The 20,006-nt window shown below is 68.3% G+C and carries 21 protein-coding genes; 8 read left to right on the plus strand and 13 right to left on the minus strand.

The features are described 5' to 3' along the window. Positions 1 to 2: 2 nt before the first annotated feature. From ACZK1G_RS18645 to ACZK1G_RS18660, 4 genes are all read right to left on the minus strand, one after another. A complete protein-coding gene (locus ACZK1G_RS18645; RefSeq protein ID WP_101766057.1) occupies positions 3 to 1,415 on the minus strand; it encodes an efflux transporter outer membrane subunit in 1,413 nt (470 codons plus the stop codon). Then, the gene (locus ACZK1G_RS18650; protein WP_101766058.1) at positions 1,412 to 2,494 is read right to left on the minus strand and encodes an HlyD family secretion protein; all 1,083 of its coding nucleotides are present in this window, start codon (positions 2,492 to 2,494) and stop codon (positions 1,412 to 1,414) included. Before ACZK1G_RS18650 ends, ACZK1G_RS18645 begins: the two co-directional genes overlap by 4 nt. A 21-nt stretch (positions 2,495 to 2,515) precedes the next feature. After that, positions 2,516 to 4,045: an MFS transporter gene (locus ACZK1G_RS18655; RefSeq protein ID WP_101766059.1), complete on the minus strand. Its 1,530-nt coding sequence runs from the start codon at positions 4,043 to 4,045 to the stop codon at positions 2,516 to 2,518. 153 nt (positions 4,046 to 4,198) lie between these two features. Next, on the minus strand, positions 4,199 to 5,116 hold the full coding sequence (locus ACZK1G_RS18660) for a LysR family transcriptional regulator (RefSeq protein ID WP_101766060.1): 918 nt from the start codon (positions 5,114 to 5,116) through the stop codon (positions 4,199 to 4,201). Positions 5,117 to 5,257: 141 nt separating this feature from the next. Here ACZK1G_RS18660 and ACZK1G_RS18665 point away from each other — a divergent pair, with 141 nt between their 5' ends. Beyond that, complete coding sequence (locus ACZK1G_RS18665; protein ID WP_101766061.1) at positions 5,258 to 5,704, plus strand: universal stress protein; 447 nt, start codon at positions 5,258 to 5,260, stop codon at positions 5,702 to 5,704. 5 nt (positions 5,705 to 5,709) lie between these two features. Beyond that, on the plus strand, positions 5,710 to 6,180 hold the full coding sequence (locus ACZK1G_RS18670; protein WP_101766062.1) for a hypothetical protein: 471 nt from the start codon (positions 5,710 to 5,712) through the stop codon (positions 6,178 to 6,180). A 54-nt stretch (positions 6,181 to 6,234) separates the two neighbouring features. On the opposite strand, the gene ACZK1G_RS18675 is transcribed toward ACZK1G_RS18670, so the two are convergent. From ACZK1G_RS18675 to ACZK1G_RS18700, 6 genes are all read right to left on the minus strand, one after another. Continuing rightward, positions 6,235 to 7,680 carry a GGDEF domain-containing protein gene (locus tag ACZK1G_RS18675; RefSeq protein ID WP_101766063.1) on the minus strand — a complete coding sequence of 482 codons (1,446 nt, stop codon included), beginning with the start codon at positions 7,678 to 7,680 and terminating at the stop codon, positions 6,235 to 6,237. Between the two features lie 148 nt (positions 7,681 to 7,828). Further along, positions 7,829 to 8,659, minus strand: coding sequence for an S-formylglutathione hydrolase (gene fghA / locus ACZK1G_RS18680; protein WP_101766064.1), 831 nt, complete (start codon positions 8,657 to 8,659; stop codon positions 7,829 to 7,831). A 22-nt stretch (positions 8,660 to 8,681) separates the two neighbouring features. Further along, positions 8,682 to 9,026 (minus strand): YqcC family protein, encoded by a 345-nt coding sequence (locus tag ACZK1G_RS18685; protein WP_014038458.1) that lies wholly within the window; start codon positions 9,024 to 9,026, stop codon positions 8,682 to 8,684. 8 nt (positions 9,027 to 9,034) lie between these two features. Next, entirely contained in the window at positions 9,035 to 10,144 is a 1,110-nt protein-coding gene (locus ACZK1G_RS18690; protein ID WP_101766065.1) for an S-(hydroxymethyl)glutathione dehydrogenase/class III alcohol dehydrogenase, read from the minus strand. A 65-nt stretch (positions 10,145 to 10,209) separates the two neighbouring features. Then, positions 10,210 to 10,485 (minus strand): formaldehyde-responsive transcriptional repressor FrmR, encoded by a 276-nt coding sequence (gene frmR, locus ACZK1G_RS18695; protein WP_005411009.1) that lies wholly within the window; start codon positions 10,483 to 10,485, stop codon positions 10,210 to 10,212. 71 nt (positions 10,486 to 10,556) lie between these two features. Continuing rightward, a complete protein-coding gene (locus ACZK1G_RS18700) occupies positions 10,557 to 11,462 on the minus strand; it encodes a LysR family transcriptional regulator (RefSeq protein WP_049442933.1) in 906 nt (301 codons plus the stop codon). A 130-nt stretch (positions 11,463 to 11,592) separates the two neighbouring features. Here ACZK1G_RS18700 and ACZK1G_RS18705 point away from each other — a divergent pair, with 130 nt between their 5' ends. Together ACZK1G_RS18705 and ACZK1G_RS18710 are read left to right on the plus strand one after the other, a co-directional pair. Further along, the gene (locus ACZK1G_RS18705) at positions 11,593 to 12,696 is read left to right on the plus strand and encodes an alkene reductase (protein WP_049442932.1); all 1,104 of its coding nucleotides are present in this window, start codon (positions 11,593 to 11,595) and stop codon (positions 12,694 to 12,696) included. A 59-nt stretch (positions 12,697 to 12,755) separates the two neighbouring features. Next, positions 12,756 to 13,172: a VOC family protein gene (locus ACZK1G_RS18710; protein ID WP_049442878.1), complete on the plus strand. Its 417-nt coding sequence runs from the start codon at positions 12,756 to 12,758 to the stop codon at positions 13,170 to 13,172. 12 nt (positions 13,173 to 13,184) lie between these two features. Here the strand turns inward: ACZK1G_RS18710 and ACZK1G_RS18715 are convergent, their stop codons facing one another. Beyond that, positions 13,185 to 13,880 carry a DAPG hydrolase family protein gene (locus ACZK1G_RS18715; RefSeq protein ID WP_101766066.1) on the minus strand — a complete coding sequence of 232 codons (696 nt, stop codon included), beginning with the start codon at positions 13,878 to 13,880 and terminating at the stop codon, positions 13,185 to 13,187. A gap of 77 nt (positions 13,881 to 13,957) precedes the next feature. Between ACZK1G_RS18715 and ACZK1G_RS18720 the strand changes: the two genes are divergently transcribed. After that, positions 13,958 to 14,620, plus strand: coding sequence for a TetR/AcrR family transcriptional regulator (locus tag ACZK1G_RS18720; protein ID WP_101766067.1), 663 nt, complete (start codon positions 13,958 to 13,960; stop codon positions 14,618 to 14,620). 109 nt (positions 14,621 to 14,729) lie between these two features. On the opposite strand, the gene ACZK1G_RS18725 is transcribed toward ACZK1G_RS18720, so the two are convergent. Further along, complete coding sequence (locus ACZK1G_RS18725) at positions 14,730 to 15,614, minus strand: LysR family transcriptional regulator (RefSeq protein WP_101766068.1); 885 nt, start codon at positions 15,612 to 15,614, stop codon at positions 14,730 to 14,732. A gap of 107 nt (positions 15,615 to 15,721) precedes the next feature. On the opposite strand from ACZK1G_RS18725, the gene ACZK1G_RS18730 reads away from it, so the two are divergent. Beyond that, a complete protein-coding gene (locus tag ACZK1G_RS18730) occupies positions 15,722 to 16,780 on the plus strand; it encodes an NAD(P)-dependent alcohol dehydrogenase (protein ID WP_005419275.1) in 1,059 nt (352 codons plus the stop codon). 91 nt (positions 16,781 to 16,871) lie between these two features. Here ACZK1G_RS18730 and ACZK1G_RS18735 read toward each other — a convergent pair whose 3' ends face one another. Then, positions 16,872 to 18,236, minus strand: a complete 1,365-nt coding sequence (locus ACZK1G_RS18735) for a glutamate--cysteine ligase (RefSeq protein ID WP_014038468.1) — start codon at positions 18,234 to 18,236, stop codon at positions 16,872 to 16,874. Between the two features lie 152 nt (positions 18,237 to 18,388). On the opposite strand from ACZK1G_RS18735, the gene ACZK1G_RS18740 reads away from it, so the two are divergent. Both ACZK1G_RS18740 and ACZK1G_RS18745 read left to right on the plus strand, forming a co-directional pair. Further along, complete coding sequence (locus ACZK1G_RS18740) at positions 18,389 to 19,093, plus strand: VIT1/CCC1 transporter family protein (protein ID WP_049442874.1); 705 nt, start codon at positions 18,389 to 18,391, stop codon at positions 19,091 to 19,093. Beyond that, positions 19,090 to 19,914 (plus strand): helix-turn-helix transcriptional regulator, encoded by an 825-nt coding sequence (locus ACZK1G_RS18745; RefSeq protein ID WP_080347445.1) that lies wholly within the window; start codon positions 19,090 to 19,092, stop codon positions 19,912 to 19,914. The genes ACZK1G_RS18740 and ACZK1G_RS18745 overlap by 4 nt, the downstream gene beginning before the upstream one ends. Positions 19,915 to 20,006: the final 92 nt, after the last annotated feature.

A 20,006-nucleotide genomic window follows, 5' to 3' on the forward strand; every position in this document is an offset into this window, starting at 1 on the left:
CCCTACCAGCCGCCACCCAGCGCGCGGTACAGCTCCACCCGTGCGATCGCGGCCGTGGCCTGGCTGTTGGCCAGCGCGGCCTGGTTGTCCAGCGCAATGCGCTGGGTACTCAGCACATCCAGCATGTCGACCACACCGGCCTGGTACTGCCGGCGCGCGGCACCCAGTGCGGTCTCGCTCTCGTCCACCGCCACGTGCAGCTGCACGGTGCGCTGCTGCTCCGCCGCGTAGCCATCGATGGCGTCGTCCACTTCATGCCACGCCTGCAGCACGGTGCGGCGGAACTGCAGCGCCGATTGTTGCTGCTGCAGCCGGCTCAGCGCCAGATTGGCCTTCAACCGGCCACCCTGGAAGATCGGCAGGCTGATCGACGGCCCGATGCTGAAGCGATGTGCGTTCCAACCGTCCAGATCATCCAGCTGCTTGGCCTGGAAACCAGCGTCGCCATTCAAGGTGATGCGCGGCAGGAAACTGGCCTTGGCCACGCCGATGCCGGCCGTTGCCGCATGCAGTGCCGCTTCGGCACGACGGATATCCGGGCGACGCTCGGCCAGTTCGCTGGGCAGACCTACCGCCACGGCCGGCAACGCCGGCCAGTCACGGCGCACGCCCTGCAGCTGCGCATCCAGCGCCTGCGGCGGCTGTGCCAGCAGGAACGCCAGCGCATTGCGCAGCTGCGATTCGCGATGCTGCAGCGGCGCGATGCGCGCCTGCAACGAAGCCACCTGCGCGGCCGCACTGGACACCTGCAGCGTGCTGGCCACGCCCTGGCGCTGGCGCGCCTCGGTCAGGCGCTTGATGTCATGCGCGATGCTGAGGTTGTCCTCGGTGATCGCCCGCAGCTGCCGGGTCGCGCGCAGCTGCAGGTAATCTCGCGCGATTTCCGCCAGCAGCGCGATGCGCACCGCGTGTGCATCTTCCTCGGCCATCTGCACGCGTGCATCGGCCGCTTCCACCTGGCGGCGCACGCGGCCCCACAGATCCAGTTCCCAGCTCAGGCCAATGCCGGCCTGGAACAGCCCGTAGTCGTCACGGCCACCGTTGCCGGACGGATCGTTCAGGCCCACTTCGCTGTTGCGTGCACGCACGCCACTGGCACTTGCACTGACACTGGGCAGGCGATCGGCCGCACTGATGCCACGCGCGGCGCGGCTCTGCTGCACGCGGTTGGCGGCCAACTGCAGATCCAGGTTGGCCGCCAGCACCTGGCTGGCCAGTTGGCCCAGCAGCGGATCGTCGAACCCGGCCCACCAGGCAGCGTCCTGATCGATGGCGTTGCCGGCGACAGCCTCGCCCTGCCAGTGGCCGGGCAGTTCCACCTGCGGGCGTACGAAGTCCGGACCCATCGTGCAGGCAGCCAGGGCCGTGCACAGGGTGGCCGCAACGAAGGTGCGGAACACGGTGACGGCGCTCATGCGCCCTCCCCGCCCTTGTGACCCGGTTCGTGTTGCGCGCTCTGCACGCGCGCGCGGCTGCCCAGGTCAACACTGGCTTCCACCGACATGCCGGCACGCAGCTGGTCCAGCAGTGGCTGGCCCGGCTCCAGCACGATCTTCACCGGGATGCGCTGCACCACCTTGGTGAAGTTGCCGGTGGCGTTTTCCGGCGCGACGGCGGCAAAAGTGACGCCGGTGGCCGGTGCGATGCTGTCGATGTGCCCGCGCAGCGGCGTGCCCGGGAACACGTCCACCTTCAGCTCGACCCGCTGGCCGGCCTGCATGCGGGTCATCTGCGTTTCCTGGAAGTTGGCGACCACGAAGGCGCGCTTCAGCGGCACCACCGCGGCCACCGGCGTCCCCGGGGTCAGGTAGGCACCCACGCGTACTGCACGGCGGCCGACCATGCCGTCGATCGGCGCGCGCAGCACGGTGTGCGACAGATCCAGTTCGGCACGTGCCTGCGCTGCTTCTGCACGCTGCACCGCCGCCTGCGCGGCCTGCACGCCAGCGTTGAGGATGTCGGTGCGCTGGCGTGCGGTCGACAGCGCGGCCTGGCCCTGCTGCAGATGTGCACTGGCCACGGCCTGCTTCGATTGCGCCTGCTGTGCGTTCTGCACGGTGCCGGCGCCATCTCGGGCCAGTTCGCGGTAACGCTGCTGGTCGGCGCTGGCCAGGGTCAGTTCGGACCGGCTGACATCGACACTGGCCCTGGCCTGCTCGATCAGCGAGTCCTGCTGGGCCAGTGCAGCCTGTGCGTTGGCCAGCTGTGCACGGGCATTGGCGAGGTCGGCACGCGCCGCCTGCAGGGCGACCTGATAGTCGCGGTCGTCGATGCGGGCGAGCACGTCGCCGGCCTTCACCGACTGGTTGTCCTCTACTTCCACGGCACTGACGAAGCCAGGAATCTTCGGCGCCACCAGCGTGTAGTCGGCCACCACGTACGCATTGTTGGTGCTCTGGTGGCTGCCATCGCGCAACAGCAGCCAGGCGCCGATGGCCAGCGCCAGCACGCCCAGCCCCAGCCCGGTGTTGAGAGTGGTTCGATTGATCGTCATGAGGGAATTCCTGCGAAAGGTTCAGGCCACGGCACGTGGCGGATGGATGCGGGTGGGCATCCAGGCAATGAGGGGAATGAAGGCCAGCGCCACCAGCGCGACCATCCAGTACAGGTCGGATGAAGTCAGCGCCTGCACCTGTGCATGCAGGCGCGCGCCCAGCTGCGGGCCCTCGGCCAGCCACGGCTGCTCGCCGAGGCGGTCGACCAGCACGGTGGAATGAAAATGACGGCGGCCCTGGGCGACGGCATCCAGCACGCCACTGGCGAGCACGGCAGCGAAGCCCTTGACCGTGTTGAACCACGCCGAGGCAAACGGGCCGTCCTGCGGCGGCAGGCCGTTGGTCGCCAGCATCAGCAACGGCAGCACCGCCATCGGCTGGGCGAACACCTGCAGCAACTGCACCCACAGGAAGTTGTCGCGGATCCAGGCCACATCCAGGTGTGAGCCCAGCCAGCAGGCCAGCGCCAGCATCGCCAGACCGGTGGCCTGCACCCAGCGGCAGTCCACCGCGCGGATGTTCAACAACGCCGCCACCAGCGGCAGCGCGATCACCTGCGGCAACGCCACCCACAGCAGCATCGGCGCGGTCTGCAGCGGCCGGTAGCCCTGCACGCTGGCCAGGAAGCCGGACGGGATCGAGATCACCGCCAGCAGCACGAACAGCACGCCGCCCAGCGTCACCAGCGAATAGCTGAGGTTGCGGTTGGCCAGCAGCTGCAGCTTGAAGAACGGCAGCGGGTGGAACCATTCATTGATCATGAACAGCACCATCAGTCCGGCACCGCCACCGATCATCAGCGCGATCATCGGCGAGTCGAACCAGTTCAGCCGCGGGCCCTGCACCAGGCCCAGCACCAGCAGCACCAGCGCGGGCAGGCCCAGCAGCAGGCCGACGCCATCGAACTGGGCAAACCGTTCCAGCCGCAGCGGGTCCTGCGGCAGGCCCCAGCTGACCATCGCCATCGCGGCCAGGCAGTACGGCACGATCTGCCAGAACGCCCAGTGCCAGCCCACCTGCTCGACCCAGAACGCGGCCAGCGGCGTGCCCATGCTCGGGCCGAACGTCGCCGTCAGCGCGTAGCCGGCCAGGCCATACAGCTTGATGCCCGGCGGCAGGAAGCGCAGCGCCACGCTCATCAGCAGCGGCGGCAGCGCACCACCGCACAGGCCCTGCAGCGCGCGCAGCAGCAGGAACACCTGCAGGTTGGGGGCAAGCGGGCAGAGCACGCCCAGCACCATGAAGCCACCGATCATCACCAGCGCGAAGCGGCGCAGCGAGAAGGTGGCGGCGCACCACGGCGCGAACGCCATCGCGCTGACCGACATCGCGCTGTAGAGGGCGACGATCCAGCTGCCGTCATCGACGCTGAAACCCATCGCACCGCGGATGTCGGCCAGGGCGACCTTGGTGACGTTCTCGTTGAAGCCCGACACCAGCACCGCCAGCAGCACGCCACACAGGCCGACCAGAATGCGGCGGTCGAGCCCGGGGGCGGCGGCAGGACGGGGCGCTGCGGCGGCTGGGACAGCGGCGGCCGGCATGCTCATCGCCGGGCACCGATCCGTGCAGGGCACGGCATGTTGGGGGTCATTGGAATGCGCTCAGTGAAACTCCGGGGAGCGCAGTCTAGGGAGCCGGTACCCTGCGAAAAATGGTGCCACCGGCATCCCAGGCGTGCGTCGGGCGCACGCCTGCAGGTATCAGCGGTAGGTGTCCTCGACGCGCTCGCACATGGTCTTGATCGAGCGGCGCAGCCACTGGTGCGCAGCATCGTTGTCCAGCCGCGGGTGCCAGGCCTGGACGATGGCGGCGGTGCGCACCGGGATCGGCAGCGGGAACAGCCGCAGCGGCAGGCGCATGCTGACGATGCGCTCCAGCATCACGCTCGGCATCTGCGGCAGGATCAGGTCCGATTCGGCCGCCGCGAAGATCGCACCGTGGAAGGTCGGGCTGATCAGTGCCACCCGCCGCTGCAGGCCCAGCGTGGCCAGGTCGTCATCGATCGGTCCGCGTGGCAGCCCCCGCCGCGACACCGCAATATGGTCGCAGGCGGCAAAGCGCTCGGCGCTGATCTCCTCATCGAACAGCGGATGGTCCTCACGCGCGGCGCCCATGAAGGAGGTACTGAACAGGTTCTGCACCTTGGTGTCGGGTGCGTGCTTGCCGGCGGTACTGATGTATAGATCGATCCGGCCCTGCGCCATCGCATCGTCATCGGTATCGCCTTCGGGCACGAAGCGCAGTACCGCGCGCGGCGCCTGCTGGCGGAATATCTCGCGCAGGCGACCGCCAAAGCCACCGATGAAGACATCGTTGGCACGCACGTTGAAGGTGCGCTCCAGGGTACCCACGTCGATCTCGCGGCCCGCATGAAAAACCCGGTGGGCCTGTTCGATGACGTCGCGCACCTGCTCGCGCAGCTGCAGGGCGCGCGGCGTGGGCGCCAACCCACGACCGGCACGCACCAGCACCGGGTCGCCCAGCGCCACGCGGATCCGGCCCAGGGTACGGCTCATCGCCGGCGCGCTCAGGTTCATCCGCCGTGCGGCGGCGGCCACGCTGCATTCGTCGATCAGCACGTCCAGTGCCAGCAACAGGTTCAGGTCCGGCAGGGGCATGACAGTCTCCAGTAAATCAAATGACTCTACGGCACGTGTAACCACCGTGGATTGCGTTATACGCACTCATTGACTGCCGCGCACGGCATGGGTGCGCGCGGCGACATCGGCGACCATCCCCGGCCTGCCAAGGAGACACCCATGTTCAACACCTTGCTGGTCGCCCTGGACGGCGGCCCCCAGCACGCACGCGTGCTGGACCTGGCCGCGGCCATCGCCGGCCCGCGCAGCCGCCTGCATCTGCTGTGCGTGCTGGACCCCGAATTCGCGCTGGCGGCCGACGCCAGCGACGCCGACCGCCTCGAGTACCCGGAAGCCGCGCGGCAGCGCTCGCAGGCTGAGGCGGTGCTGGCTGACGCCCTGGCCGAGCTGCGCGAGCGCGGCGTCGATGCCATCGCACAGATTCCCACCGGCGACCCCGGCGAAGTGATCAGCGAACAGGCGCGGCGCCTGAAGTGCGACCTGATTGTCATCGGCCATCGCCACCTGTCCCGGCTGGAACGCCTGTTCGAACCCTCGATCGGGCAATGGACCATCGACCACGCGCCCTGCCCCGTTCTGGTGGAAACCCGCGACCCACACCCCTAGCCCCCATGGCCCCACGTTCCCCGTTGTTTCCTACCCGGGTCAGCTACCGCGCCTTCGGCCGCCAGTTCGGCCGCGGCGAACAGGCACTGCTGAGCGCGATCCGCCAGCTGCGCGATCCCGATCTGCAGCCTGACGGCCTCGCCCAGCTGAGCGCGCTCGGGCTCGATGCGGCGGGCTGCGACGCCTTCATCGGCCTGCTGCCGCTGCTGGCCACGCCCGCCGCCCCCATCGACCTGCTGCCGGCCGGCTCGCCGTTCATTGCCGCCAGCGAACTGGACCTGCTGGTCTGCCTGCTGCGCATCGCGCAATGGCGGCATGCACGGCCTCGCGAAGATCAACCGCTGGCAGCGCTGCGCCAACAGCTGGCCCGCTGCGCCAGCGCCGTGCAGGCGGCACACCTGCCGCTGCGGCAGCGCTCGTTGTCACCGGTCGGGCTGAGGCTGCTCGATCCCGGCGGCTGGGTGCGGCAGCGATGAGCCAACCGCTGTGCGACCGCGCCATCGCATACCGGGGCGGGACACAGAACGAGGTCAGCAATCCATCCTTCCGTGCGCACTGCCCTCGTCATCCAGCACATGGGCATGCAGGATCACCTGGTTGCGGCCGGCACGCTTGGCGGCATACAGGGCGGCATCGGCGTCGGCCAGCAACTGATCGGCACTGGCCAGGGCCGGCGGATGCAGGTAGCCGACGCCGATGCTGATGCTGACTGATCCTTCCGGCAACGGCAGCGCTTCCACCGCCTCGCGCAGGCGCTCGGCCAACGCCAGCACGCCCGACAGCGCGCTTCCGGGCACGATCACCGCGAATTCCTCGCCGCCATAGCGCGCAACACTGTCACCGGCGCGGCCGGCACTCGCCTTCAGCACCGCAGCCACGGCCTGCAGGCAGCGGTCGCCGGCGGGATGACCGTAGCGGTCGTTGAAGACCTTGAAATGATCGATATCCAGCAGCAGCAGGCCCAGCTCGGTACCACTGCGCCGTGCACGGTTCCACTCGGCCAACAGCAGGGCATCGAACTCGCGGCGGTTGGCCACCCCGGTCAGACCGTCCCGTCGCGCCAGCTGATCCAGCGCCGCCTGCCGTTCCAGCAGGTCGGTCTGCAGCAGGATGCTGCGCAGGCCGAAACCAAGCGTCGCCACCACGAATCCGGCCACCGCCAGGGGGCGTGCATGGTCGACCACCAGGGTGCCGACCACCAACAGCAGCAACGGCAGGATCATCGGGCCCGCCGCCTGCACGGTGCGCGCCATCCGCGGGTGCGGCACGAACACCGGCGCGGGCGCCTGGCTCAGCGCCAGCAACGCCAGCAGCAGGAATGGCAGGTCGATCAGCAGGTCGTTGTAGGCGCCGAATGCATCCCCCGAGGTGTAGTGGTTGATGTAGAACGCCACCACCAGGTACGCCAGCGCGTACAGCGCCAGCGCGCGGAACACGCTGCGCCGCTCGGGCACATCGCCGGCCAGCCATCGCACCACCGCAAAGCCGGCAATGCACAGGTTCTGGATGTCGAACATGCGCTGCATGCTGACCATCGCCATCGGGTCGACCTCCACCCGGTCGGCGAAGGACTGCGTGTGCACGAAGAACAGCACGCCCAGCAGCGCCGCCATCGCCGCATCGATCAGGCTGATGCTGAGCCGCTCGCGCCGCGCGCGGGCAAGGATGAATACCAGCGGCACGCCGTACAGCACGTACAGGAGCAGGCTTGCCTGCGGGGTGATATCGGCACGGCCGGCCCCCAGCGCATCGATCATGTTGAAGGCCATGCCGCCCGCCCACAGCAGCAGCGCCAGCGCGGTGGCGCGCCAGCCCAGGGCCGCCTGGTCGCGGCGCGCCCGCCACAGGCAGGCGGCCGCCGCCAGCAACGGTGCACCGGTCAGGAACACGAACGATCCCACCCCGGCGGGGCCCGGCCACAGGGTCAGCACCAGGCCATGGCACAGCACATACAGCAGCGCCAGCACTACCGGCATGCATCCCCCGATCCACAAGGCCGTACGCGCGCACCATAGCCCCGCCCGCGCCACGGCCACGTAAAAAAAGGGGACGGAGGGGATTAAGTCGTTTGCGGCACGGCGGCAAAAGCGACTTAATCCCCTCCGTCCCCTTTTTTCGGGGGCGTCAGCCGTGCAGGGCGCGGGCGTGGTGCGCGATGTGCTCGCCGATGAAACTGCCAATGAAGTAGTAGCTGTGGTCGTAACCGGGCTGCAGGCGCAGGGTCAGCGGGTGGCCGGCGGCTGCGCAGGCCTCCTGCAGGCGCTGCGGCTGCAGCTGGGTCTGCAGGAACTCGTCGGCCTCGCCCTGGTCGACCAGCAGCGGCAGGCGCTCACTGGCCGTCGCGATCAGCTCGCAGGCATCCCACTGCGCCCAGTCGGCCGGGTTGTCCCCCAGGTAGGCATGGAACGCCTTCTGCCCCCACGGCACATGGCTGGGCGCGACGATCGGCGAGAACGCCGACACGCTGCGGTAGCGCCCCGGGTTGCGCAGCGCGATCACCAGCGCGCCATGGCCGCCCATCGAATGGCCACTGATCGCGCGTGCATCGGTCACCGCGAAGTTCGCCTCGATCAGCGCCGGCAGTTCCTGCGCCACGTAGTCGTGCATGCGGTAGTGCTTCGCCCACGGTGCGCGGGTGGCATTGAGGTAGAAGCCTGCCCCCTTGCCCAGGTCGTAGCCTTCGGCATCGGCCACGTCATCACCGCGCGGGCTGGTGTCGGGCGCGACGATGATCACACCGTGCTCGGCCGCATAGCGCTGCGCGCCGGCCTTGGTGATGAAATTCTGCTCGGTGCAGGTCAGGCCGCTCAGCCAGTACAGCACCGGCAGCTTCTGCGTTTCCGCCTGCGGTGGCAGGTACACGGCGAACTGCATGTCGCAGCCCAGCGTGGTCGAATGATGGCGGTAGACGTCCTGCCAGCCGCCGAAACAGGCGCGGTGTTCAATGCGTTCCATGGGGCTCTCCTGCGTACCGGCCTCAGCCGGCGCGTGTATTGATCAGTTCATCCAGCTGCGACAACAGGCGCAGCAGGGGTTCGACACCGGGCTGGCCGTCCAGGTTGCGATATGCCGCCACCGCCACGTTGCTGTGTGGCGGCCATTGGCCATCCGCGCGGGCTTCGTGCAGGCGCGGCAGGAACACCTGCGCCAGCCAGTGCTCGAACGGCATCTCGTCGATGCCGAAGGCGGAATCCACCGCGCGCGGCGGCCCGACCACACCCTCGACCCAGCCCAGCGCACGCAGGGCCTGCTCGATCGGATCGACCAGGGCCGCGCGCGGATCGTCCGCACGCGGCCTGCGCAGGGCATCGAACCAGCCCATGCCGCGGCTCAGTAGTGAACCACCGAACGGATCGACTTGCCTTCATGCATCAGGTCGAAGGCTTCGTTGATCTTGTCCAGGTCCATGGTGTGGGTGACGAACGGTGCCAGTTCGATATCGCCCTTCATCGCATCCTCGACCATGCCGGGCAGCTGGCTGCGGCCCTTCACGCCACCGAAGGCGGTGCCCATCCACTTGCGGCCAGTCACCAGCTGGAACGGACGGGTGGAGATCTCCTGGCCCGAACCGGCCACGCCGATCACCACGCTCTGGCCCCAGCCACGATGCGCGCATTCCAGCGCCGCACGCATCACGTTGACGTTGCCGATGCACTCGAAGCTGTGGTCCACGCCCCAGGTGGTCATTTCCACGATGACCTGCTGGATGGGCTTGTCGAAATCCTTCGGATTGATGCAGTCGGTGGCGCCGAATTCGCGGGCCAGCTCGAACTTGGACGGATTGGTGTCCACCGCGATGATGCGGCCGGCCTTGGCCTGGCGCGCGCCCTGGATCACCGCCAGACCGATGCCACCGAGGCCGAACACCGCCACGCTGTCACCTTCCTGCACCTTGGCGGTGTTGTGTACCGCGCCGATGCCGGTGGTGACGCCGCAACCGAGCAGGCAGACGTGCTCCGGGTTCGCTTCCGGATTGATCTTGGCCAGCGAGACTTCGGCCACCACGGTGTACTCGCTGAAGGTCGAGCAACCCATGTAGTGGTACAGCGGCTCGCCGTTGTAGCTGAAGCGGCTGGTGCCGTCGGGCATCACGCCCTTGCCCTGGGTAGCGCGCACCGACACGCACAGGTTGGTCTTGCCGCTCTTGCAGAACAGGCACTCGCCGCACTCGGCGGTGTACAGCGGAATCACGTGGTCGCCCGGCTTGACGCTGGTCACGCCCTCGCCCACTTCCATCACGATGCCGGCTCCTTCATGGCCCAGCACCACCGGGAACAGGCCTTCCGGATCATCGCCGGACAGGGTGAACGCATCGGTGTGGCAGACACCGGTATGGGTGATCTTCACCAGCACTTCGCCCTTCTTCGGCGGGGCGACGTCGATCTCGACGATCTGCAGCGGCTGGCCGGGACCAAAGGCGACGGCGGCACGGGACTTCATGGTGGCTTCTCCAGGATCAGGCGGGAATGGGGTACAGCGTGATCAGCGCAATGTTGCGCCGTCGTTTATTTCAGGTACGAGCGGATCAACGCGCTCATGTCGCGCACGCGCTCGGCGCGTTGTTCGTCGGAGGCTGCGGGTTGCCCGAACTCCTCGCGCAGATGGGCCTCCATCACCTCGGACATCAGGCCATTGACCGCGCCGCGGATGGCGGCGATCTGCTGCAGCACCGGCCCGCAGTCGGCACCGGCTTCCAGCGCGCGGTCCAGCGCATCGCACTGGCCGCGGATGCGGCGCACGCGGGCCAGGACCTTCTTCTTCTCTTCGGGGGAGTGCGGCATGCCGGGGCCACCTCGGAACTATACTGGGGGATAGTATACAAGCCACGGTCACGGACTCAATCCCGGCCGGCTCAATCGAACAATCCCTCGCCCGCCAGCCGCGCCAGCTCATCCACCACATAGCGAACTTTCGGCCGCAGGTGCCGGGTTGGCGGCCACAGGGCATGGATGTCGATGTGCCGCTGCATGTGTTCGTCCAGCACCGATTGCAGCGCGCCGGAATCCAGATGGCGGCGCACCAGTGAAATGGGCATCTGGCAGATGCCCAGCCCGGCGATGGCGCCTTCGATGACCGCGTCGCCGTCGTTGAGCTGGTAGGCCGCGTTCGGAATGAAGGTGGCCTCGGCATCGTCGCTGCCGACCCGCCACGCCACCGGCTGCCCGTGGCGGAAACCAACGATGCTGCGGTGCTGCGCCAGGTCCTCGACGGTCGCCGGCACGCCGTGCGCCTGCAGGTACTCCGGCGATGCGCAGGTGACCAGGCGCTGGCGACCCAGCCGGCGCGCGACCAGATGCTCGGCCTGGTGCAATCCGCCGAAGCGGATCAGCAGGTCGATGCCCTCTTCGACCGGATCGACGAAGTGATCGGTGAAGGTCATCGTCAGCTGCAGGTCCGGGTACTGCCGGCACAGGCGCAACAGCACCGGCAGCACCACCAGCCGCCCGAACGAGGACGGCATGTCGATGCGCAGCCGCCCGCTGGGCAGGCCAGCCGACCCCAGGCAGGCCTCGGCCGCGGAGATTTCTTCCAGTGCCGCCGCACACGACGCGTAGTACGCCTCGCCATCGGTGGTCAGCGCGATGCGCCGCGTGGTGCGGTGGAACAGGCGCACGCCCAGCCGCGCTTCCAGCCGGGCGATGGCCTTGCCCACCGCCGAGCGCGAGATGCCCAGCGCGTCGGCAGCCTCGGTGAAGCTGCCCGAGCGGGCCGTGGTGACGAAGGTCACCAGGCCATTCAACGATTCCAGCGGCAGCATCATCTCATCCCACATTGGGGACAAATAGTCCCGCACCAAGGGAGATCGAAGCGCTTTATGCGCCCGCATGTCAACTCCATCCTGTGTGCATCGCGCCGCTGGCGCTCTTCCCCGCACCGAGATGACCAACATGACCGCCGCCCTGTTCCGTCCGTTCGACCTGACAGGCATCGCCCTGCGCAACCGCATCGCGATGGCCCCGATGACCCGTGCCCGCAACCCCGGCTCGGTCGCCAATGAGCTCACCGCGCAGTACTACCGGCAGCGCGCCAGCGCCGGCCTGATCATCAGCGAAGGCACGCCGGTCTCGCCGCAGGGCCAGGGCTACATCGACGTGCCGGGCATCTGGTCGGCCGAGCAGGTGGCCGGGTGGAAGCTGGTCACCGAGGCGGTGCATGCCGCGCAGGGCACGATCTTCGCCCAGCTCTGGCACGTCGGCCGCATGTCGCATTCCTCGCTGCAGCCCGGGGGTGGGCAACCGGTCAGCGCCGGTACCCGGCCGGTCGCCAGCGCAGCGAAGAACACCTCGTTCGTCTATCTGGAAGACGGCAGCCGCGGCCATGCCGATCCCACCCCGGCGCGTGCGCTGGCCACCGAAGAGATCCCCGGCATCATTGCCGACTTCGCACGCGGCGCCGACAACGCGATCGCCGCCGGTTTCGATGGCATCGAACTGCATGCCGCCAACGGCTACCTGTTCGAGCAGTTCCTCAACCCGCTCATCAACGAACGCGAGGACCGCTACGGCGGCTCATTGCCGAACCGTGCGCGGTTGATCCTGGAGACGGTCGATGCGATGGCCGAGCGCATCGGCGCCCACCGCATCGGCGTGCGCCTGGCGCCGAACAACCTCACCTTCGACATGCCGTACTACCCCGACAACGAGGCCACCTATCTGTACCTGGCCGAGGAACTGGGCAAGCGCGGGCTGGCCTATGTGCATCTCAACGACAACCTGCAGGCGGGGCAGTCGGTGCTGGGCGAAACGTTCCTGCAGCAGTTCAAGCGGGCCTACGGTGGCAACGTGATCCTGGCCGGTGGCATGACCCGCGAGCGCGCCCTGCAGCTGGTCGAGGCCGGCACCATCGACCTGGCCGCGTTCGGCCAGCCGTTCATCGCCAACCCGGATCTGGTCGAGCGCCTGCAGCGCGACATCGCGCTGGCCACTCCGGACCGCAGCAGCTACTACGGTGGCGGCGAAGCGGGCTACCTCGACTACCCGCGCGCGCAGTAGACCCACGCCCTGCGTGGATGCGGGCGTACACTGCCCACCCGCATCCAGCGGATCTGCCCATGGATACGCCCACCGCATCATTCATCGTCAACCTCGACGTCCCCGATCTCGCCGCAGCCGAAGCCTTCTACACCACAGCCTTCGGCCTGCGCATCGGCCGCCGCCTCGGCCCGGGCGCCGTGGAGCTGCTCGGTGGGCCAACCCCGCTCTACCTGCTGCAGAACGAGGCCGGCAGCGCCGCCACCGAGGATGGCGACGTGCGCGACTACGAGCGCCACTGGACCCCGCTGCACCTGGACTGGGTGGTGGATGACATCGAGGCCGCACTGGCACGTGCGGTTGCGGCCGGGGCGACGCTCGAACAGCCTGTGCGCGAGCGTCGCTGGGGCCGCATCGCCGTGCTGGCCGATCCGTTCGGGCATGGCTTCTGCCTGATCCAGTTCAGTGGCGAAGGCTACGACGCGCTGGTTGACTGACCGGCGCGCCGTTCACCACGGCAACGGCACTGCTTCGCCGTTGGCACGCTCGCCGTAGTACAGCGACGGCAGCAGGCGCGACAGGAAACTGAACTCCGTGTAGCAGTGCCTGAGCAGGCCCAGGCCGACTGCATCGCCGGCATCGCGCTGCGGATCGGCGCTGTCCAGGCCGAGTACGAAGCGGCTGCGCAGCACGCAGCCAAACGGCGTATCGCGTGCGACATGCAGCATCTGCCCGTCGCAAGGGTCACCGTGCGCATCCAGGCGCACGTGATCGCCGAAGCCGATGCGTGCGGCGATCACTGCCGACACATCACCGGCATCCTGTGCCACCTGCAGGCGCTCGGGCACCAGCAGCGTGCGCGGGTCATGGAACTTCAGCCGCGCCGCCACCGGCGGAATGTCAGCGAGCGATTCCACCGCGTGGATGCTAGCGCCGTGGTAGCTGCGCCCGCGCTGCCAGGCCGCGTCCCAGCCGCGATGCTCGACATGGTCGACCGGATGCCACCAGCGGATGTGCTGGGTGGTCTCGAAGAAGGTGAACCACCAGTCCAGCATGCGGCCCTTGCAGCCGTGCAGATCGGTGCGCACCGCCACCAGCAGCGTGCCGTCTTCGCGGCGCTGGATGCCGGTTTCCAGGTGCATCGGCGCTGGGTCCAGCAGATCGTGGTGGTCCAGCCAGGCGCGGGCGTTCACAGCGGTATCCATCGGGGGTTTCCTGCGGGGTTGGGAGGCCTGACAATACGGAAACGTTCAACGTTTCGCAATTAACCCAATGCGGTAAGATGGGCGCAATGAACAGCACCGCCCTGCCCGAGCCCACAACGCCGACCCGCCGCCGCGGCCGCCCTGCGCGACCGGAAGCCGAAGTCCGCCACGCGGTGCTGCAGGCCACGCTGGCGCTGTTGCTGTCACAGGGTTACGAGGCCACCACCATCGAAGCGGTGGCGGCGCACGCCGGGGTGGCGAAGAAGACCGTGTACCGCCATGCCAGCAACCGCGAGGAACTGGTCGGATTGGCGGTGCGCGAGTGGACCGACGGCTTCGCGCCACAACTGCAGCGTGATGCCCGCAACGCCGACGAAGTGCTGCCGCTGCTGCAGGCGATCCTGCAAGCGGTGTGCGCACAGGCGCTGTCGGCGCAGGCGGTGCAGGTGTTCCGGCTGCTGGCCACCGACTTTCCCGGCAAGGACGCGCTGCTGCAGGCCTATCTGGACAACGGCATCGAACGCGGCCGTTCGCTGCTGGCCGACTGGCTGGCGCGGCAGCAGCAGCGTGGGCTGCTGCGGAAGGGAGATGCCGCGTGCATGGCGCGGCTGATCCTGGCGATGGCCGTGGCCGAGCCGCTGCGCGAACGCGTGATCGGCGTGGTGGCCGAGGATGCGCCGGTGGAGGTGCACCTGCGTGATTGCCTGGTGTTGTTGGCGCCGGTGCTGCAGGGGCCGTAGCGTGGTGCCATCCACGCATGGCGTGGATCTACCGGCCGATCCCGATTCGTCGGTCGGCAATGGCCTGCCCCGGTGGGTGCCGACCGTTGGTCGGCACTCCTGCAGCAACTCACTCGCGCAGCATGTCCACGAACGCACGCAGCGCACCGGGCATCTGCCGCTGCTTCGGGTAGTACAGGGCGAAACCGGCGAACGGTTCGTTCCAGTCTTCCAGCACCGCCACCATCTGCCCGGATTCGATGTACGGCCTTGCCGTGTCTTCCAGCACATAGGCCAGGCCGATGCCATCGAGCACGGCACTGACCACGGTGCCCTGCTCGCCCAGGGTCAACCGCCCCGGCACGTCGATCTCCAGCGCCTGCCCCTCGCGTTCGAACTGCCACTTGTACAGATGGCCGCTGGCGAAGCGGAAGCGGATGCACTCGTGCGTGGCCAGGTCGCGTGGATGCTGCGGCGCCGAGCGTCTGCGCAGGTAGTCCGGCGAGCCGACGATCAGCCCACGCAACGGCGGCCCCATCGGCACCGCCACCATGTCCTCGGGGATGAACTCATGCAGGCGCACGCCGGCGTCGTAACCCTCGGCGACGATGTCGACCAGGCCATCGTTCTCGGTCAGCTCCACCCGCACGTCGGGATGGGCGTGCAGGAAGCGCGCCAGCCGCGGCCCCAGCTGGGTCGCCACCGCCGCACGGGTGGCGTTGATGCGCAGCAGGCCCGCCGGAGCGGCGCGGAACTGGTTCATCTCTTCCAGCGCGTCATGCACCTGCCCCAGTGCCGGTTGCAGGCGCTCGAGCAGGCGCTGTCCGGCCTCGGTCAGGGCCACGCTGCGGGTGGTGCGATGGAACAGGCCTACGCCCAGGCGTTCTTCCAGCGCGCGGATCGCATAGCTCACCGCCGAGGTCGACAGCGCCAGCTCGGCGCCGGCGCGGCGGAAGCTGCGGTGGCGGGCGACCGCCGCGAACGCGGCCAGGTGGGAGAGGTTGTCAGTGGCCATGATTGTGCAATTTCACTTGATGAATCATGCCGATATCCGGGCTTCTTGCGGCTGGGCACGGGGCGTATTGTAAAACGCCTTTCGACAAACCCTGCCAAGGATTCCCCATGTCCCTCGCCCGTGGTTACGCCGCCCATTCACATACCGACCCACTGATCCCGTACGAGTTCGAACGCCGCGCGGTCGGCCCGGACGATGTGCGTATCGAGATCCTCTACAGCGGCATCTGCCACTCCGACCTGCACCAGGCCCGCGACGACTGGGGTGGCTCGATCTACCCGATGGTGCCGGGCCACGAGATCATCGGCCGCGTGACCGAGGTCGGCAGCAACGTCACCCGCTTCAAGGTCGGCGACCACGCCGGCGTCGGCTGCATGGTCGACTCCTGCCGCCACTGCGACGCCTGCGAGCACGATCTGGAGCAGTACTGCGCCGAAGGCGCGACCTGGACCTACAACGGCCGTGAACGCGAAAGCGGTGCGCCGACCTACGGCGGCTATTCCGACCACGTGGTGGTCGAGCAGCGCTTCGTGGTGAAGGTGTCCGACACCCTCGACCTGAAGGCGGCCGCGCCGCTGCTGTGCGCCGGCATCACCACCTGGTCGCCGCTGCGCCACTGGAAGGTCGGCCCGGGCCAGAAGGTCGGCGTGATCGGCCTCGGTGGCCTCGGCCACATGGGCGTGAAGTTCGCCAAGGCACTCGGCGCGCACGTGGTGATGATCACCACCACGCCGGAAAAGGGTGCCGACGCCAAGCGCCTGGGCGCCGACGAAGTGCTGGTCTCGCGCGACGCCGCGCAGATGAAGGCGCACGCCGGCAGCTTCGACTTCCTGCTCAACACCATCCCGGTTGGCCATGACACCAACCCGTACATGGGCCTGCTCAAGCGCGAGGCCACCATGTGCCTGGTCGGCGTACTGACCGAACTGGACCCGCCGCTGACCGGCGGCAGCGTGATCTTCGGCCGCAAGCACCTGACCGGCTCGGCAATCGGCGGCATGGCCGAGACCCAGGAAATGATGGACTTCTGTGCCGAGCACGGCATCGTCAGCGACGTCGAGATGATCGACATCAAGAACGTCAACGAGGCCTGGGAACGCATGGCAAAGAACGATGTTCGCTACCGCTTCGTGATCGACATGGCGACGATGAAGAACGCCGCCTGATCCAAGGTAGATGTGGAAACGAAAAACCCCGGCAATGCCGGGGTTTTTCTTCTGGTAGTGCCGGTCGCTGGCGGGCAACCCCGCATCGCGGTCAGTACGCGAACTCGCGGAACACCGGATCCACATCGCCGTGCCAGCGGCCATGGAACAGCGCCAGCTTGCGCTCGGCCGGGGTCAGGCCGGACTCGACGATCTCCTGCAGCACGTCCAGGAACTTGCTCTCGTCCTGGCCGTCGGCGTTGCGCGCCGCGCGGCGCTTGAGGCCTTCGACGGAAATCTTCACCGCTTCGCGGGCCAGGTCGCGCACGCTGCCATTACGGAACGGCAGGTTCATCGCATGCTTCGGCACGCCATCGCGCAGTGCATGACGCTCGGCCAGGGTGAAGTCCCGCACCAGGTCCCAGGCGGCATCCAGTGCGGTGTCGTCGTACAGCAGGCCCACCCAGAATGCCGGCAGCGCACACAGGCGGCTCCACGGGCCACCGTCGGCGCCACGCATCTCCAGGTACTTCTTCAGGCGCACTTCCGGGAACGCGGTGGTCATGTGGTCCGACCAGTCGCGCAGCGTGGGCAGCGCACCGGGCAGCACCGGCAGCCTGGCCTGCATGAAATCGCGGAAGCTCTGCCCGCTGGCGTCGTGGTAGATGCCATCGCGGTAGGAGAAATACATCGGCACGTCGAGCAGGTAGTCGACATAGCGCTCGTAACCGAAGCCATCCTCGAACACGAAGTCGAGCATGCCGGTGCGGTCGGCGTCGGTGTCGGTCCAGATGTGCGAGCGGTAGCTCAGGTAGCCGTTCGGCTTGCCTTCGGTGAACGGCGAATCGGCGAACAGCGCGGTGGCGATCGGCTGCAGCGCCAGCGACACGCGGAACTTCTTCACCATGTCCGCTTCGGTGGCGTAGTCCAGGTTCACCTGCACCGTGCAGGTGCGGGTCATCATGTCCAGGCCGAGCGAGCCGACCTTGGGCATGTACGCGCGCATGATCTTGTAGCGGCCCTTCGGCATCCACGGCATCTCATCGCGCTTCCACTTCGGCTGGAAACCCATGCCGAGGAAACCCAGCTGCAGTTCGCCGGCCACCTGGGCCACTTCATTGAGGTGGGTGCCAGTCTCCACGCAGGTCTGGTGGATGGTCTCCAGCGCAGCTCCGGACAGTTCCAACTGACCGGCCGGTTCCAGCGTCACCGAGGCGCCATCGCGCAGCAGGGCGATCGTGTTGCCGTTTTCCTGCACCGGCTCCCAGCCGAAGCGGACCAGGCCGTTGAGCAGGGCTTCGATGCCGCGCTCGCCCTCGAAGGTCGGTGGGCGCAGGTCATCCAGGCGGAACCCGAACTTCTCGTGCTCGGTACCGATGCGCCACTGCGCGCGGGGCTTCTCGCCGGAGGCGATCACCTCCACCAGCTGCGAGCGGTCGGTAATGGGGGTATCGGCGACGTGGCTGGGGCTCGACAAGGGGAAGGCTCGCTGGACAGTGGCGGGGGATGTGGGGCCCGGGGCCTTCCATCGCAAGGGCGCACTATAGCGTGGCGACCCGTTGCGTCATGCGACGGTGGCAGGTTTCAGCATCCTACCGACGCCCACTTGACCCTCGTACACTCAGAGCCATGAGCCGTCATTCACGACACCCCGAACTGCACCGCTCCGAGCGCGTCGGCTGGCTGCGTGCCGCCGTGCTGGGGGCAAACGATGGCATCGTCTCGGTGGCCGGCCTGGTGGTCGGCGTGGCCGCCAGCGGCGCCTCCGCTACGACCATCCTGGCCACCGGCGTGGCTGGCACCGTGGCCGGCGCGATGTCGATGGCCGCCGGCGAGTATGTCTCGGTGCAGACCCAGGCCGACACCGAAGACGCCGACCTGGCGATGGAAAAGCGCGAACTGCACGAAGACCCGCACAGCGAGCTGGAAGAGCTGGCCGCGATCTACCGCCACCGCGGCCTGGAGCCTGCCCTGGCACGGCAGGTGGCCGAACAGCTCACCGCCCACGACGCGCTGGGCGCCCATGCCCGCGACGAACTCGGCATCACCGATACCCTGCGCGCGCGCCCGTTGCAGGCGGCGCTGGCCTCGGCCGGTGCGTTCACCTGTGGCGCGGCGCTGCCGGTGCTGACCGCCCTGCTCGCGCCGGTCGACAAGGTCGCGATGATGACCACCGCCAGTACCCTGCTCGGCCTGTGCCTGACCGGCGCGATGGCGGCGCAGGCCGGCGGCGCCCCGCCTGTTCGCGGCGCAATCCGGGTGATGTTCTGGGGCGCGTTGGCGATGGCCGCGGCCGCAGGCGTCGGTCGCCTGCTCGGTGCCCACGTCTCGTGACCGGCATGCTGCCCCCGGCCACCGCACTGCTGGCCGAGATGGCCAGCCTGGCTGGCTGCGCACGCGCCGAGGGCTATGCGTGCATCACCGCTCGCCGGGAACATGGCGCCAGTTCGGTGGAGATTCCGCAGCCGCAGTTCGCGATCCTGCTGGAAGGCCGCAAGCAGGTGCGCACCGCACACCAGTCACTGGAATTCTTCCCCGGCGACATCCTGCTGCTGACCCAGCGCTGCCGCATCGATGTGGTCAACAGCCCCGATCCGCGCAGTGGCCGCTACCTCAGCGCGATCGTGCCGCTGTGTGCCGAAGTGCTGGCGGCCGCACGCACGCTGTGGAGCGAGGAACTCCCCGCCCCTGGCCAGGCGATGGCACGACTGCCGCTGATCGACCATGGCGCGGTGCTGCGCCAGTGGCGCCAAGCGCTGCAGGACGGTCGTTACAGCGACGCGCGGCTGGCCCTGGCCTCGCTGGTGTTGACCCTGTGCCGGCAGGGCCACGGCAACCTGCTGCTGCCGCAGGCGCCGAGCCTGGGCGAACAGATCCGCGATCGCATCGCCGCCGAACCAGCCCGCGACTGGCAATCGCGTGATGTGGAAGAACAGTTCGCGCTGAGCGGTGCGACCCTGCGCCGTCGCCTGGCGGCCGAGGACACCAGCCTGCGCCAGCTGCTCACCGAGGCCCGGCTGGCGCATGGCATGCAGCTGCTCTACACCACCGACCTGCCGTTGAAGACCGTCGCCGCACGCGCGGGCTACCGGTCTGCGGCCAGTTTCAGCAAGCGCTTCGCCGAGCAGTACGGGCTGGCTCCCACAGACATTTGAGGGGGTTCGGCAGGGCTGCGCCCTGCACCCGCAGAAGCGAGTGCAAGAGCCGGAGCAACAGCAACAGCAACAGCGTGCATGCCGTGGGATGG

This window comes from Stenotrophomonas sp. 109824_Sma (genome assembly GCF_056480025.1).

What these genes read in the sequence shown, in the direction of transcription:
- frmR (WP_005411009.1), bottom strand. Translation starts at nt 10,485, where the DNA reads ATGCCGCACTCCCCCGAAGAGAAGAAGAAGGTCCTGGCCCGCGTGCGC.
- ACZK1G_RS18690 (WP_101766065.1), bottom strand. Translation starts at nt 10,144, where the DNA reads ATGAAGTCCCGTGCCGCCGTCGCCTTTGGTCCCGGCCAGCCGCTGCAG.
- fghA (WP_101766064.1), bottom strand. Translation starts at nt 8,659, where the DNA reads ATGGAACGCATTGAACACCGCGCCTGTTTCGGCGGCTGGCAGGACGTC.
- ACZK1G_RS18675 (WP_101766063.1), bottom strand. Translation starts at nt 7,680, where the DNA reads ATGCCGGTAGTGCTGGCGCTGCTGTATGTGCTGTGCCATGGCCTGGTG.
- ACZK1G_RS18700 (WP_049442933.1), bottom strand. Translation starts at nt 11,462, where the DNA reads ATGCTGCCGCTGGAATCGTTGAATGGCCTGGTGACCTTCGTCACCACG.
- ACZK1G_RS18660 (WP_101766060.1), bottom strand. Translation starts at nt 5,116, where the DNA reads ATGCCCCTGCCGGACCTGAACCTGTTGCTGGCACTGGACGTGCTGATC.
- ACZK1G_RS18725 (WP_101766068.1), bottom strand. Translation starts at nt 15,614, where the DNA reads ATGGCCACTGACAACCTCTCCCACCTGGCCGCGTTCGCGGCGGTCGCC.
- ACZK1G_RS18705 (WP_049442932.1), top strand. Translation starts at nt 11,593, where the DNA reads ATGACCGCCGCCCTGTTCCGTCCGTTCGACCTGACAGGCATCGCCCTG.
- ACZK1G_RS18670 (WP_101766062.1), top strand. Translation starts at nt 5,710, where the DNA reads ATGGCCCCACGTTCCCCGTTGTTTCCTACCCGGGTCAGCTACCGCGCC.
- ACZK1G_RS18655 (WP_101766059.1), bottom strand. Translation starts at nt 4,045, where the DNA reads ATGAGCATGCCGGCCGCCGCTGTCCCAGCCGCCGCAGCGCCCCGTCCT.
- ACZK1G_RS18650 (WP_101766058.1), bottom strand. Translation starts at nt 2,494, where the DNA reads ATGACGATCAATCGAACCACTCTCAACACCGGGCTGGGGCTGGGCGTG.
- ACZK1G_RS18730 (WP_005419275.1), top strand. Translation starts at nt 15,722, where the DNA reads ATGTCCCTCGCCCGTGGTTACGCCGCCCATTCACATACCGACCCACTG.
- ACZK1G_RS18740 (WP_049442874.1), top strand. Translation starts at nt 18,389, where the DNA reads ATGAGCCGTCATTCACGACACCCCGAACTGCACCGCTCCGAGCGCGTC.
- ACZK1G_RS18645 (WP_101766057.1), bottom strand. Translation starts at nt 1,415, where the DNA reads ATGAGCGCCGTCACCGTGTTCCGCACCTTCGTTGCGGCCACCCTGTGC.
- ACZK1G_RS18665 (WP_101766061.1), top strand. Translation starts at nt 5,258, where the DNA reads ATGTTCAACACCTTGCTGGTCGCCCTGGACGGCGGCCCCCAGCACGCA.
- ACZK1G_RS18710 (WP_049442878.1), top strand. Translation starts at nt 12,756, where the DNA reads ATGGATACGCCCACCGCATCATTCATCGTCAACCTCGACGTCCCCGAT.
- ACZK1G_RS18715 (WP_101766066.1), bottom strand. Translation starts at nt 13,880, where the DNA reads ATGGATACCGCTGTGAACGCCCGCGCCTGGCTGGACCACCACGATCTG.
- ACZK1G_RS18685 (WP_014038458.1), bottom strand. Translation starts at nt 9,026, where the DNA reads ATGGGCTGGTTCGATGCCCTGCGCAGGCCGCGTGCGGACGATCCGCGC.
- ACZK1G_RS18720 (WP_101766067.1), top strand. Translation starts at nt 13,958, where the DNA reads ATGGGCGCAATGAACAGCACCGCCCTGCCCGAGCCCACAACGCCGACC.